This window comes from Leclercia adecarboxylata (genome assembly GCF_023639785.1).
In the GTDB taxonomy this organism is placed as follows: Bacteria; Pseudomonadota; Gammaproteobacteria; order Enterobacterales; family Enterobacteriaceae; genus Enterobacter; species Enterobacter adecarboxylatus_D.
This window is the reverse complement of record NZ_CP098325.1, coordinates 3,782,599-3,796,663: the sequence shown is the minus strand read 5'-3', so window position 1 is coordinate 3,796,663 and position 14,065 is coordinate 3,782,599. Positions and strand designations below refer to the sequence as shown.

Sequence of the window (14,065 nt, the reverse complement as noted above, 5' to 3'; positions counted from 1 at the left end):
CGACGCTTCTGGTAACATAGTGCACAAACTGGCCGGGAGGATGCCCGGCCCGCGCATTAACTCACAGTACAGGTGATAACGTGGATAAGGCTGTCGTCCCGGCGGAAAAGAAGCAGTACCAGGAGATTGGCGAGGATTTACGCGCCCAGATCATCCAGGGGCACTATCCCGTGGGCTCACGTCTGCCGCCGGAGCGGAATATCGCAGAGACCTACGGCGTCAGCCGCACCATCGTGCGTGAGGCGCTGCTGATGCTGGAGTTGCAGGGTACCGTGGATATTCGTCAGGGTTCCGGGGTCTATGTGATGCGCATTCCCGAAGAGCATGAGAACGAGGAAGAGCGTCTGTTAAAAAGCGACGTCGGCCCGTTCGAGATCCTGCAGGCGCGCCAGCTGCTGGAAAGCAACATCGCCGCCTTTGCTGCCAAAATGGCGACCCGGGCGGACATCGACAATCTGCGCCGCATCATCGAGCAGGAGCAGCGGGCCATCGCCGCCAACGACAACAGCCAGGACAACAGCAAGATGTTTCATCTGGTGCTGGCGGGCGCCACGCAGAATCAGATGCTGCTGGCGACCGTCGAAAGCGTCTGGCACAACATGGACAGCAGCCCGCTCTGGCAGCAGTTTAATGCCCACATTGCCAGCCGGGCGTATCGCCTGAAGTGGCTGGGCGACCGTCAGACCATTCTCGCCGCCCTGCGCCGTCGCGACGTAATGGGGGCCTGGCAGGCGATGTTCCAGCATCTGGAAAATGTCAAAAAGAGCCTGCTGGAGCTCTCCGACGAGGATGCCCCGGACTTTGACGGCTATCTTTTTGATTCGGTCCCTATTTTCCAGGGGAAGCCGGTGTGAATATCCAACCGCTGTACGCTGCCCCGCAGCACGCGGAGCAGGTGACCGACTGGCTGTGGCAGGCCTTTGGCGAGGGCGTGCCGCGCCCGTTTTTCGCAAGCATCGTGAACCACAGCCAGACCCCTGGCGCGCTGCCGCTCACCTTTATTGCCACCGAGGGCGAGCGCCTGCTCGGCACGGTGGGATTATGGCGCTGCGACCTGATCACCCGCCAGGATCTTCACCCCTGGCTGGCGGCGCTGTACGTTGACGAAGCCGCGCGCGGGCAAGGGCTGGCGGGGAAATTACAGCAGCACGTGCAGAACCATGCCGCGGGGCTCGGGTATCGCGAGCTGCATCTCTGGTCTGCCTGCCGCGATTTTTATGAGCGCTACGGCTGGCACTACCTCGGCGACGGTCTGGAATACCCGGACAAAACCGTGCATCTCTACCGCTATTCGCTGGCAGACTCTGCCGGCGGTACAACGGAGTGACGGCGTACCAGCGTCGGGCTGAAGAGGTGGGTGATCTCCGGCGGCTGGCGTTTATCCGCCAGGGATAGCGCCAGCTCTGCCGCCTGCGTCGCCATGGTGACGATAGGGTAGCGCACCGTGGTCAGGCGCGGTCGCACGTAGCGCGAGATCAGAATGTCATCGAAGCCGATCAGCGAAATATCCCCCGGCACGTCAATCCCGTTATCGTTCAGCACCCCCATTGCCCCGGCGGCCATTGAGTCGTTATAACAGGCAATCGCCGTAAAGTTACGCCCGCGTCCCAGCAGCTCGGTCATCGCCTGCTCACCGCCGCGCTCGTCGGGTTCACCGTAAGTGACCAGACGATCGTTGCAGGGAATGTCGTTTTCGCGCAGCGCATCGTAGTAGCCCTGCAGCCGGTCTTCGGCATCGGAAATAGGATGGTCAGAGCAGAGATAGCCGATGCGGGTATGCCCCTGCTGGATCAGGTGGCGGGTGGCAAGCCAGGCGCCATAGCGATCGTCCAGCGCCACGCAGCGCTGCTCGTAGCCGGGAATAATACGGTTCACAATCACCATGCCCGGGATCTGCTTCATCAGATGCACCAGCTCCTCATCCGGCAGCTTTTTGGCATGCACCACCAGCGCCGCGCAGCGATGACGGATCAGCTGCTCAATCGCCTGACGCTCTTTCTGTTCATTGTGGTAGCCGTTGCCGATCAGCAGGAAGTTACCGGTCTGGTAGGCCACCTGCTCGACGGCTTTGACCATCGCGCCGAAAAAGGGATCGGAGACATCGCCCACCACCAGTCCGACAGTATCGGTGGACTGCTGAGCCAGCGCGCGGGCATTGGCGTTGGGGTGGTAGTTCAGGGATTCCATGGCGGCCAGCACGGCCTGGCGGGAGTTTTCACTGGCTTTAGGGGAATTGTTGATGACGCGTGAAACCGTGGCGACGGAAACACCCGCCATTCGGGCCACATCCTTAATAGTCGCCATTCTCTACCTTCTTATTGGGGTAAGCGTTTACACACCAAATAGTGTTGCGGAAAAGTGAGGCGTATTCAAGCGCAGGGCGGTGAGGCAATTCACAAAGGTGAGAAAGGTTGCCGAAAACTGTGTAATCGTTACACAGCGAAGCGTGACAGAAGCGGGTGAATTTGAATCTTTGGTTACACTTTGCCTCAGGCTGTTGCGATTGTCTGCTGGCAGATGTTAAGGCGGCGTTGCTACATTTGAGATCCCAGAGGTATTGATAGGTGAAGTTAACCGCCCGGTTAACTGACACGCTTTACACCAGCCTGCGTTCATACGCAGGTTTTTTTTGCTTGTTGTTCAATATGTAACAGCCCTCGATATAAATTCACACCTGGTTGCACTTCGGCTCATTCGCTTGCTTTTTAACGCTGGTGAAGTGGAGGGCCCGGGGCCACAATCAAGATCCCAGAGGTATTGATTGGTGAGAATTCTTAGTACGTACTGCGTACTCATCTCTTGCACCAACCTGCGCAGATGCGCAGGTTTTTTTTTGTCTCTATCCGGCTGTCGCTCCTGCCGCACTTCTCGTGTAATCTGCCACAATTTACCGCAACCCGGCTAATTGAAAGGCAAAGGGAGTTGAGATGCTATTTGGGTTTTTCCGCACGCTTTTTCGTATCCTTTTTCGCGTCCGTCTGACTGGCGACACCCAGCCATTGCACGCTGAGCGCGTTCTTATTACCCCTAACCACGTCTCCTTTATCGACGGCATTCTGCTGGCGCTGTTTTTACCCGTGCGCCCGGTGTTTGGGGTCTACACCTCCGTCAGCCAGCAGTGGTACATGCGCTGGCTGTCGAAGCTGATTGATTTTGTCCCGCTCGACCCTACCAAACCGATGATGATCAAACATCTGGTGCGTCTGATTGGGCAGGGGCGTCCGGTGGTGATCTTCCCGGAAGGACGTATCTCCATCACCGGCTCGCTGATGAAAATTTATGACGGTGCTGGCTTTGTGGCGGCGAAATCCGGGGCGACGGTAGTGCCGCTGCGCATTGAAGGCGCGGAGCTCACCTTTTTCAGCCGGCTGAAAGGGCTGGTGAAACAGCGTCTGTTCCCGCGCATCACCCTGCATCTGCTGCCGCCAACCACCTTGCCGATGCCCGACGCGCCTCGCGCCCGCGACCGGCGTAAAATCGCCGGCGAAATGCTCCATCAGATCATGATGGAAGCCCGGATGGCGGTGCGTCCGCGCGAAACACTGTATGAATCGCTGCTGTCGGCAATGTACCGTTATGGCGCGAAAAAACCGTGCATCGACGACATTAACTTTGCCCCTGACAGCTATCACAAGCTGCTGACCAAAACCCTGTTTGTTGGCCGTATCCTTGAGAAATACAGCCAACAGGGGGAGAAGATCGGACTGATGCTGCCGAATGCCGGGATCAGTGCGGCGGTCATCTTTGGCGCTGTCTCCCGCGGACGTATTCCGGCGATGCTCAACTACACCGCAGGGGTGAAAGGGTTGAGTAGCGCCATCACCGCCGCGCAGATCAAGACGGTGTTCACCTCCCGCACCTTCCTCGATAAAGGCAAACTCTGGCATCTGCCGGAGCAGCTCACTCAGGTGCGCTGGGTATTCCTCGAAGATCTTAAGGCGGAAGTGACAGCCGGTGACAAGCTGTGGATTTTTGCCCACCTGCTGGCACCGCACCTGGCGCAGGTGAAGCAGCAGCCGGAAGATGCCGCCGTGATCCTGTTTACCTCCGGCTCCGAGGGCAACCCGAAAGGGGTGGTTCACAGTCATAAAAGCCTGCTGGCTAACGTCGAGCAGATTAAAACCATCGCCGATTTCACCGCGCGAGATCGCTTTATGTCAGCGCTGCCGCTGTTCCACTCTTTTGGTCTGACGGTGGGGCTGTTCACGCCGCTGCTGACCGGTGCCGAAGTATTCCTCTACCCGAGCCCGCTGCACTATCGCGTGGTGCCGGAGCTGACCTACGACCGCAACTGCACGGTGATCTTCGGCACCTCGACCTTCCTTGGCAACTATGCCCGCTTTGCCAATCCGTATGATTTCCACCGCGTGCGCTACGTGGTGGCCGGGGCGGAAAAACTGCAGGAGAGCACCCGCCAGCTGTGGCAGGACAAGTTTGGCCTGCGCATTCTGGAGGGCTACGGCGTGACCGAGTGTGCGCCGGTGGTCTCCATTAACGTGCCGATGGCGGCAAAACCCGGCACCGTCGGGCGCATTCTGCCGGGGATGGACGCCCGTCTGCTGGCCGTACCGGGTATTGAAGAGGGCGGGCGCCTGCAACTCAAAGGGCCGAACATCATGAACGGCTACCTGCGGGTAGAAAACCCGGGCGTGCTGGAAGCGCCGACGGCGGAAAACATCCACGGCGAAGTGGAAACCGGCTGGTACGACACCGGCGATATCGTGCGCTTCGATGAACAGGGCTACGTGCAGATCCAGGGACGCGCGAAGCGCTTCGCCAAAATCGCCGGTGAAATGGTGTCGCTGGAGATGGTCGAACAGCTGGCGCTGGCCGTATCTCCGGAAAAAATGCACGCCACCGCGGTGAAAGCCGATGCCAGCAAAGGTGAGGCGCTGGTGCTCTTTACCACCGACAGCGAGCTGAAACGCGAGGAGCTTCTGCAGCATGCCCGTGAACAGGGCATTCCTGAGCTGGCCGTGCCGCGCGATATTCGTTATCTCAAACAACTTCCGGTGTTGGGCAGCGGTAAGCCGGATTTTGTCACCCTCAAAGGTATGGTTGAACAGGCGGAGCCGCATAATGAGTGAGTCAGTACCCACTAACACCTCCATCTGGTCGAGAGGGATGATGGCGGTGATCGCCGCCCAGTTCCTTTCTGCCTTTGGTGATAACGCGTTGCTGTTTGCCACTCTGGCGCTGCTGAAATCGCAGTTTTACCCGGACTGGAGCCAGCCGATCCTGCAGATGGTGTTTGTGGGCGCTTACATCATTTTTGCCCCCTTTGTCGGTCAGGTGGCGGATAGCTTCGCCAAAGGGCGGGTGATGATGTTTGCCAACAGCCTGAAACTGCTGGGGGCGGCCAGTATCTGCTTTGGCGTCAATCCGTTCATTGGCTATACGCTGGTGGGGATCGGGGCAGCCTCCTACTCCCCGGCCAAGTACGGCATCCTCGGGGAACTCACTACAGGGGATAAGCTGGTTAAAGCTAACGGGCTGATGGAGGCCTCAACCATTGCGGCGATCCTGCTGGGCTCGATGGCGGGCGGCGTGCTGGCCGACTGGCACGTGCTGGCGGCGCTGGGCGTCTGCGCCGTGGTGTATGCCGGGGCGGTGATCGCCAACCTGTTTATCCCGAAACTGCCAGCGGCGCGTCCGGGGCAGTCCTGGCGCTTTACGCCAATGACAGCCAGCTTCTTCAACGCCTGCCGTGTGCTGTGGCACAACGGCGAAACCCGCTTCTCGCTGCTGGGGACCAGCATGTTCTGGGGGGCGGGGGTGACGCTGCGCTTCCTGCTGGTGCTGTGGGTCCCCACGGCGCTGGGCATCACCGATAACGCCACGCCAACCTATCTCAACGCCATGGTGGCGGTGGGGATCGTGTTGGGCGCGGGAGCGGCGGCAAAACTGGTGACGCTGCAAACCGTTGCCCGCTGCATGCCCGCCGGGATCCTGATTGGCGTGGTGGTGCTGATTTTCGCCCTGCAACATGCGCTGTTGCCGGCCTATGCGCTGCTGTTCCTGATGGGGATCTGCGGGGGCTTCTTTGTGGTACCGCTGAATGCATTGCTGCAGGAGCGCGGGAAGCAGACCGTCGGGGCAGGGAACGCCATTGCGGTGCAAAACCTCGGCGAAAATGCCGCCATGCTGCTGATGCTCGGGCTTTACTCGCTGGCGGTAAAAGTGGGTGTGCCGGTGGTGGGCATTGGCGTCGGGTTCGGCGGCCTGTTCGCGCTGGCGATTGCGGCGCTGTGGATGTGGCAGCGTCGGCGGTGATGCAGTGCCGGGTGGCGGCTACGCTTTACCCGGCCTGCAACACCCCGCCTTTGTCCTTGTAGGCCCGTTCAAGCGAAGCGCCGCCGGGCAATCAGGCGGTGCCTGAGCGATTTAAAAACGGTGCGGCCTGATGCCCTCACCCCGACCCTCTCCCACAGGGAGAGGGTGCAAACACCAAAAAAGGCAACTGTCGTTGCCTTTTTGCTTTTACTAGGGGGCCGGGTAGGTATACACCTGATGCACCGCTTCAATCTCCGCTAACACCTCTTCGCTTAACTCAAGGTGGAAGCTTTCAACGTTGGTTTTCAGCTGCTCCATGGTGGTCGCGCCCAGCAGGGTGCTGGCAACAAACGGCTGGCGGCGTACAAACGACAGCGCCATCTGAGCCGGATCGAGCCCGTGACGTTTTGCGATATCCACATACGCCGCCACTGCTTTCTGCGTCTGCTCACCGCTGTATCGGGTGAAGCGGCTGAACAGGGTATTACGCGCGCCCGCCGGTTTTGCACCGTTAAGATACTTACCGGTCAGGGTGCCAAACCCGAGGCAGGAGTACGCCAGCAGCTCAACGCCCTCATACTGGCTTACTTCCGCCAGACCCACCTCATAGCTGCGGTTCAGCAGGCTGTACGGGTTCTGAATGGTGACGATGCGCGGCAGGTCGTGCTTGTCCGCCAGATGCAGGTAGCGCATCACGCCAAACGCCGTTTCGTTAGAGACGCCGATGTAGCGGATTTTGCCCGCGCGCTGGCATTCGGTTAATGCTTCCAGGGTTTCCAGCAGCGTGACGACGGGCGCGCTGTCGCTCCAGCTGTAGCCCAGCTTGCCAAAGCAGTTTGTCGCGCGCTGCGGCCAGTGAACCTGATAAAGGTCGAGGTAATCGGTCTGCAGACGCGTCAGGCTGGCATCCAGCGCGGCGCGGATGTTTTTACGATCGAGGACCTGATTCGGGCGAATGCCGCTGTCGTTATTGCGGGAGGGCCCGCTCACCTTGGAGGCCACAACCAGCTTTTCGCGGTTACCGCGTTTTGCCAGCCAGTTGCCGACGTAGGTTTCGGTTAATCCCTGGGTTTCCGGACGCGGGGGGACCGGGTACATCTCTGCCACGTCAATCAGGTTAATGCCCTGGCTGACGGCGTAATCGAGTTGTGCATGGGCATCGGCTTCGCTATTTTGTTCACCAAATGTCATCGTGCCCAACCCCAGTTGGCTTATCTCAAGAGCGCTATGGGGGATACGGTGATAATGCATAGCCGGCTTCCTTATTTGACATGTTATTTGCGCCAGGAAACTCCCGACAAAGGACTATAAACATGACAGAGGGGAAGCAAAAAATCAAAAGGCCAGCAAGCTGCTGACCTTTATCATTATCTTTCGATAATCTGTGAAACTTCGTCGCGGTTAATCTGCATATTGTTACCCTGCTGATCGCGGTAGCTGACCAGACCGGTATCGTCGTCGACTTCGGGTTTGCCGTCGGTCAGGATCATGCGACCATCTTTTGTCGCCATGACGTAATCACTGCTACAACCTGAAACGGCAAACGCTAAACCAACAGCCGAGATTATTACTGCCCATTTTTTCATCTTTATGACCTCCACCTGGCTCGTATCTCATCTTAGTCTAGTAATAACTCCGCAGAGGGTTTTCTGAAAGCGGTGAAATCTGAAAAAACAGGCAAATATGTGATAAACGGCAAGATTCCGTATAAAAAGTCACGAATTCAGTAAAAAGTGACGTGCCAGCAATGCGCCAGTGAAGTTCTTTTTCAAATAAAAGCCCCGGGGTAATGTCAGGATCGGTTCGCCACGCGCGCCGATGGCCTCGGTGAGCGCTTTGCTGTTGGCGGCTTTTGGCCGAAGCTGAAGCACTTCGCCGTGACGGGCGGTGATCCGCTCAACCTGGCCCAGGACGATCATGTCCATCAACTCTTCCCAGTCCAGACGCAACTGACGATCTTCCTCCTCGCTTGGGCTCCAGATCAAGGGTGCTCCCACGCGACGATCGGCCAGCGGGATCGCACGATCGCCCTCAACCGGGATCCATAGTACGCGTTTGAGCTTATGCCGCACGTGGCTGCTCTCCCAGGTGATGCCCGTATTGCCGGTTAAGGGTGCCACGCAGACAAACGTCGTCTCCAGCGGACGGCCCGCGCTGTCGATGGGAATGGTCTTCAGCTCGACCCCCAGCGCGGCAAAATCCTGTTCAGGCTTGCTGCCCGCGCTGGCCCCCAGCCATAGCTCCAGCAACACGCCTGTCCATCCTTTATCACGCTTGAGATCGGGTGGAACAGGCAGGCCAGCCAGCGCGGCGAGTTCACCCAGCGAATATCCCGCCAGGCGCTGCGCCTGTTGCAATAACACCGCTTCGGATGCCGGGGGAGAAGTCAGGGGAACGAGGGAATACATGATTATTGCCTTTTGGTTAAAAAATGAGCAGTGGTTTTCCACCGCACAGGGAGAGTTTATCTTTTTCTTTTTGTATGTGCCAGGTGAATGATTTATATGTATTTTTATGCCGTTTTTTTGCCGTGCTGTCAGGGGGATATCCAGGTTGTCCAAATCTGGTCACTGACAATGAACAGGATCTTACACCCAGTTATCCACAGAAAAATGGGATAACTGGGAATAACCCCTACTACTGTTTCCATTTACAGCCTTGACGTGGGACGAAAATCGAAAAATCAGACAAAATGTGCCTAACTTATTGGCACAATCTGTGGATAAAACCAACGTTGCTCGATCTTTCATCAGTGCGGAGATCTTTGGGGTGACCTGCATCACACTATGCTCTGTGTTTCACATAATTCATAATTTAACTGCATGAAATATAGAGGGTTGTAAAAAACGTCAATCTCTGCAATATTCAGAGTGATCTGGGTTGTCCATCGGTAATTCCACACTTCTTCACAACTCTATCCACAGAAAAAGTGAATAAAATTGCCCTTTTGAGCGCTCATCTGTTTATAACTCTGATGATAATTGTGAGTTATTCAAATGTTATTCGGCTCCAGGCCACAAAGAGAGTGGTTTACCGCCTCTCTGGAGTGTGAAACAATCGTTCATATATAAGGTTTAGTTTTGGGGTAGTCCGGTGATTGATGACGATGGCTACCGCCCGAATGTAGGTATCGTAATTTGTAATCGCCAGGGGCAGGTTATGTGGGCCCGGCGATATGGTCAGCACTCCTGGCAATTTCCCCAAGGTGGGATTAACCCTGGAGAGTCCGCAGAGCAAGCGATGTATCGGGAGCTGTTCGAAGAAGTTGGCTTAAGCCGCAAGGATGTCCGCATTCTGGCTTCGACCCGCAACTGGTTGCGTTACAAGTTACCGAAGCGTTTGGTGCGTTGGGACACAAAGCCGGTATGTATCGGCCAGAAACAGAAATGGTTTCTCCTGCAATTGGTGAGCAGCGATGCGGATATCAATATGCAAACCAGCAGCACGCCGGAGTTCGATGGCTGGCGCTGGGTCAGCTACTGGTATCCCGTTCGTCAGGTCGTGTCATTTAAGCGCGATGTTTACCGAAGGGTAATGAAAGAGTTCGCAAGTGCCGTAATGATGCTTCAGGAGGCTCCTCCTAAGCCGCAGAGCGCACCTGCCTGGCGACGTAAAAGAGGTTAAGCTACGCACATTATGCTCACCCGCCTGCGCGAAATAGTCGAGAAGGTGGCCAGTGCCCCGCGGCTCAACGAGGCGCTGGATATTCTGGTCACGGATATCTGCCTTGCGATGGAAACCGAGGTATGTTCGGTCTATCTGGCCGACCACGACCGCAGGTGCTACTACCTTATGGCCACGCGCGGATTAAAAAAACCGCGTGGCCGTACCGTTGCGCTGGCGTTTGATGAAGGCGTTGTGGGTCTGGTCGGGCGTCTGGCTGAACCTATCAACCTTGCCGATGCGCAAAAACACCCCAGCTTCAAATATATCCCCTCGGTAAAAGAGGAGCGCTTCCGCGCCTTCCTCGGCGTGCCGATCATCCAGCGCCGTCAACTGCTGGGCGTGCTGGTTGTCCAGCAGCGCGAACTGCGTCAGTACGACGAAAGCGAAGAGTCATTCCTCGTGACGCTGGCCACGCAAATGGCGGCGATCCTCTCTCAGTCTCAGCTTGCTGCGCTCTTTGGTCAGTACCGGCAGACGCGCATCCGCGCCTTACCGGCCTCACCGGGTGTGGCGATCGCAGAAGGGTGGATGGACGCCACGCTGCCGCTGATGGAGCAGGTTTACGAAGCCTCAACGCTGGATACTGCCCTTGAGCGCGAACGCCTTACCGGCGCGCTGGAAGAGGCCGCCAATGAATTTCGTCGCTACAGCAAGCGCTTTGCTGCCGGTGCGCAAAAAGAGACGGCGGCGATCTTCGATCTCTACTCGCATCTGCTGTCCGATGCCCGACTGCGTCGGGAACTGTTTGACGAGGTCGACCGTGGCTCCGTGGCAGAGTGGGCGGTCAAAAAGATCATCGAAAAATTCGCCGAACAGTTTGCCGCCCTGACCGATGGCTATCTGAAGGAGCGTGCCGGAGATCTTCGCACTCTGGGCCAGCGCCTGCTGTTCCATCTTGATGACACCATCCAGGGAGCCAATACCTGGCCGCCGCGCTTTGTGCTGGTAGCGGATGAGCTCTCTGCGACAACGCTCGCGGAATTACCGCAGGACAGGCTGGCCGGGATCGTCGTCCGCGATGGTGCCGCTAACTCCCATGCCGCCATTATGGTGCGCGCGCTCGGTATCCCGACCGTGATGGGCGCCGATATTCAGCCCTCTGCGCTGCACCGGCGAACGCTGGTGGTTGACGGCTATCGCGGCGAGCTGCTGGTCGATCCTGAACCGGTGCTGCTGCAAGAATATCAAAAGCTTATCAGCGAAGAGAACGAGCTGAGCCGCCTGGCGGAAGATGACGTTAACCAGCCCGCCGCCCTGAAAAGCGGTGAGCGGATCAAGGTGATGCTCAATGCCGGGTTAAGTCCGGAACATGAAGAGAAGCTCGGCAGCCGTATCGATGGCATCGGTCTGTATCGCACGGAGATCCCGTTCATGCTGCAAAGCGGCTTCCCCTCTGAGGAGGAGCAGGTTGCGCAGTATCAGGGCATGTTGCAGATGTTTAACGACAAACCGGTGACGTTGCGTACCCTGGACGTTGGCGCGGATAAACAGTTGCCCTATATGCCCATCAGCGAAGAGAACCCGTGCCTGGGCTGGCGTGGGATCCGCATCACCCTGGATCAGCCGGAGATCTTCCTGATCCAGGTGCGCGCCATGCTGCGTGCGAATGCGGCGACGGGCAATCTCAGTATCCTGCTGCCGATGGTCACCAGCATTGATGAGATCGATGAGGCCCGTCGTCTGATTGAACGTGCCGGGCGGGAAGTCGAGGAGATGATCGGCTACGAAATACCGAAACCGCGCATCGGCGTGATGCTGGAAGTTCCGTCGATGGTCTTTATGCTTCCCCAACTGGCTGCTCGCGTCGACTTTGTTTCGGTGGGTACCAACGACCTCACCCAGTACATGCTGGCGGTCGATCGCAACAACACCCGGGTGGCGAGCATTTACGACAGTCTGCATCCGGCGATGCTGCGTGCGCTGGCGATGATTGCCCGTGAGGCGGAGGCGAGCGGTATCGATCTGCGTTTATGCGGCGAGATGGCCGGTGACTCCATGTGTGTGGCGATCCTGATTGGCCTCGGCTTCCGTCATCTCTCCATGAACGGCCGTTCTGTGGCCCGCGTGAAGTATCTGCTACGCCATATTGACTATGAAGAGGCCCGGCAGCTGGCGCAGCGCAGCCTTGAAGCACAACTGGCGACGGAGGTGCGTCATCAGGTGGCGGCCTTTATGGAACGTCGCGGCATGGGCGGGCTGATCCGCGGCGGGCGTTAAGCCTCGGGTATCCCTCGACCTCCGGGCAGAGGGATACAAACCCCTATACACATCTTTTACATCTCGGGCGCAACCTCCACGCTCGCTTGTGCTATGATTCGCAACTTTGGAGCGCAGGGTATTCCTCTGCGCGCTTCCCTACCGCTGTCCACTTTCAGCGGAATAACAACATCTTGTGGTGACAGATGAACAGTGGCTATCTGCATTTTCCGGAGTTTGATCCGGTCATTTTCTCAGTAGGACCCGTTGCGCTTCACTGGTACGGACTGATGTATCTTGTTGGTTTCGTCTTTGCCATGTGGCTGGCTGGCCGTCGCGCTAAACGTCCTGGCAGCGGCTGGACCAAAGACGAAGTGGAAAACCTGCTGTATGCCGGCTTCCTCGGCGTTTTCCTCGGTGGTCGTATCGGCTATGTGCTGTTTTACAACTTCCCGGTCTTCCTGAGCGATCCGCTCTATCTGTTCCGCGTCTGGGACGGCGGGATGTCCTTCCACGGCGGTCTGATTGGCGTCATCCTTGTGATGGTCATCTTCGCGAAACGCACCAAACGCAGCTTCTTCCAGGTTGCTGACTTTATCGCGCCGCTGATCCCGTTTGGTCTGGGTGCCGGTCGTCTCGGTAACTTCATCAACGGCGAGCTGTGGGGCCGTGTCGATCCGAGCGTATCCTTCACCATGCTGTTCCCGCAGTCCCGTGCCGAAGATCTGGCGCTGCTGCCGTCGCACCCGGAATGGCAGTCAATTTTCGACACTTACGGCGTCCTGCCGCGCCATATGTCGCAGCTGTATGAAATGGCGCTGGAAGGGGTAGTGCTGTTTATCATTCTGAACCTGTTCATCCGTAAACCACGTCCTACGGGCTCCGTTTCAGGCCTGTTCCTGATTGGGTATGGCGCGTTCCGCATCATCGTTGAATTCTTCCGCCAGCCGGATGCGCAGTTTACCGGTGCGTGGGTGCAGTACATCAGCATGGGGCAGATCCTCTCTGTGCCGATGATCGTCGCGGGTATTGCAATGATGGTCTGGGCGTACCGTCGTCCACAGCAACAGGTCTCCTGAGGAATCATGAAACAGTATCTTGAACTGATGCAAAAAGTGCTCGATGAGGGCACGCCAAAAAACGATCGTACCGGCACCGGTACCCTCTCTATTTTTGGTCACCAAATGCGCTTCAACCTGCAGGAAGGTTTTCCGCTGGTCACAACCAAGCGCTGCCACTTACGCTCAATTATTCATGAGCTGCTCTGGTTCCTGAATGGCGACACCAATATTGCCTATCTGCGTGACAACAATGTCTCCATCTGGGACGAATGGGCAGACGAAAACGGCGACCTGGGTCCGGTGTACGGCAAACAGTGGCGCGCCTGGCCAACGCCGGACGGCCGCCACATCGACCAGATCACCACCGTGATGAACCAGCTGAAAAACGATCCCGATTCACGCCGTATTATTGTCTCGGCCTGGAACGTGGGCGAACTGGATAAAATGGCCCTGGCCCCGTGTCACGCGTTTTTCCAGTTCTACGTAGCGGACGGCAAGCTCTCCTGTCAGCTCTATCAGCGTTCCTGCGATGTTTTCCTCGGACTGCCGTTTAACATCGCCAGCTATGCGTTGCTGGTGCATATGATGGCCCAGCAGTGTGACCTCGAAGTGGGTGATTTTGTCTGGACCGGCGGGGATACCCACCTGTACAGCAACCATATGGAGCAGACCCATCTGCAGCTGACCCGCGAGCCGCGCGCACTGCCGAAGCTGGTTATCAAACGTAAGCCGGACTCCATTTTCGACTATCGCTTTGAAGATTTCGAAATCGAAGGTTACGACCCGCATCCGGGCATCAAAGCCCCTGTCGCCATCTGATGCGGCAATCCTGACACAACCGGCGCTTTCTGCGCCGGTTTTTTTATGCC

12 protein-coding genes are annotated in these 14,065 nt (G+C 57.5%); 8 read left to right on the top strand and 4 right to left on the bottom strand.

The features are described from left to right. Window positions 1–80: 80 nt before the first annotated feature. Together NB069_RS17860 and NB069_RS17855 are read left to right on the top strand one after the other, a co-directional pair. Window positions 81–854, top strand: coding sequence for a GntR family transcriptional regulator (locus NB069_RS17860; RefSeq protein ID WP_250585721.1), 774 nt, complete (start codon window positions 81–83; stop codon window positions 852–854). Beyond that, on the top strand, window positions 851–1,327 hold the full coding sequence (locus NB069_RS17855) for a GNAT family N-acetyltransferase (RefSeq protein ID WP_250585719.1): 477 nt from the start codon (window positions 851–853) through the stop codon (window positions 1,325–1,327). The genes NB069_RS17860 and NB069_RS17855 overlap by 4 nt, the downstream gene beginning before the upstream one ends. Here NB069_RS17855 and galR read toward each other — a convergent pair. Then, window positions 1,288–2,304 carry an HTH-type transcriptional regulator GalR gene (gene galR, locus NB069_RS17850; RefSeq protein WP_250585717.1) on the bottom strand — a complete coding sequence of 339 codons (1,017 nt, stop codon included), beginning with the start codon at window positions 2,302–2,304 and terminating at the stop codon, window positions 1,288–1,290. The genes NB069_RS17855 and galR overlap by 40 nt on opposite strands. 623 nt (window positions 2,305–2,927) lie before the next feature. Between galR and aas the strand changes: the two genes are divergently transcribed. Both aas and lplT read left to right on the top strand, forming a co-directional pair. Then, on the top strand, window positions 2,928–5,087 hold the full coding sequence (gene aas, locus NB069_RS17845; protein ID WP_250585715.1) for a bifunctional acyl-ACP--phospholipid O-acyltransferase/long-chain-fatty-acid--ACP ligase: 2,160 nt from the start codon (window positions 2,928–2,930) through the stop codon (window positions 5,085–5,087). Continuing rightward, window positions 5,080–6,273: a lysophospholipid transporter LplT gene (gene lplT / locus NB069_RS17840; protein WP_250585713.1), complete on the top strand. Its 1,194-nt coding sequence runs from the start codon at window positions 5,080–5,082 to the stop codon at window positions 6,271–6,273. Before aas ends, lplT begins: the two co-directional genes overlap by 8 nt. Before the next feature lie 210 nt (window positions 6,274–6,483). On the opposite strand, the gene NB069_RS17835 is transcribed toward lplT, so the two are convergent. From NB069_RS17835 to mutH, 3 genes are all read right to left on the bottom strand, one after another. Beyond that, the gene (locus NB069_RS17835; protein WP_250585711.1) at window positions 6,484–7,524 is read right to left on the bottom strand and encodes an NADP(H)-dependent aldo-keto reductase; all 1,041 of its coding nucleotides are present in this window, start codon (window positions 7,522–7,524) and stop codon (window positions 6,484–6,486) included. Window positions 7,525–7,640: 116 nt separating this feature from the next. Further along, window positions 7,641–7,859, bottom strand: coding sequence for a YgdI/YgdR family lipoprotein (locus NB069_RS17830; protein WP_039029896.1), 219 nt, complete (start codon window positions 7,857–7,859; stop codon window positions 7,641–7,643). Window positions 7,860–7,988: 129 nt separating this feature from the next. Then, a complete protein-coding gene (mutH, locus tag NB069_RS17825; protein ID WP_250585710.1) occupies window positions 7,989–8,681 on the bottom strand; it encodes a DNA mismatch repair endonuclease MutH in 693 nt (230 codons plus the stop codon). Between the two features lie 685 nt (window positions 8,682–9,366). Here mutH and rppH point away from each other — a divergent pair. The 4 genes from rppH to thyA all read left to right on the top strand — a co-directional run bounded on the left by rppH (window position 9,367) and on the right by thyA (window position 14,015). Next, the gene (rppH, locus tag NB069_RS17820; RefSeq protein WP_032613763.1) at window positions 9,367–9,897 is read left to right on the top strand and encodes an RNA pyrophosphohydrolase; all 531 of its coding nucleotides are present in this window, start codon (window positions 9,367–9,369) and stop codon (window positions 9,895–9,897) included. A 12-nt stretch (window positions 9,898–9,909) separates the two neighbouring features. Beyond that, window positions 9,910–12,156 carry a phosphoenolpyruvate--protein phosphotransferase gene (gene ptsP, locus NB069_RS17815; protein WP_250585708.1) on the top strand — a complete coding sequence of 749 codons (2,247 nt, stop codon included), beginning with the start codon at window positions 9,910–9,912 and terminating at the stop codon, window positions 12,154–12,156. A 185-nt stretch (window positions 12,157–12,341) separates the two neighbouring features. Continuing rightward, entirely contained in the window at window positions 12,342–13,214 is an 873-nt protein-coding gene (gene lgt, locus NB069_RS17810; RefSeq protein WP_250585706.1) for a prolipoprotein diacylglyceryl transferase, read from the top strand. A gap of 6 nt (window positions 13,215–13,220) precedes the next feature. Further along, window positions 13,221–14,015, top strand: coding sequence for a thymidylate synthase (gene thyA / locus NB069_RS17805; RefSeq protein ID WP_250585704.1), 795 nt, complete (start codon window positions 13,221–13,223; stop codon window positions 14,013–14,015). The last annotated feature ends 50 nt before the right edge of the window (window positions 14,016–14,065 follow it).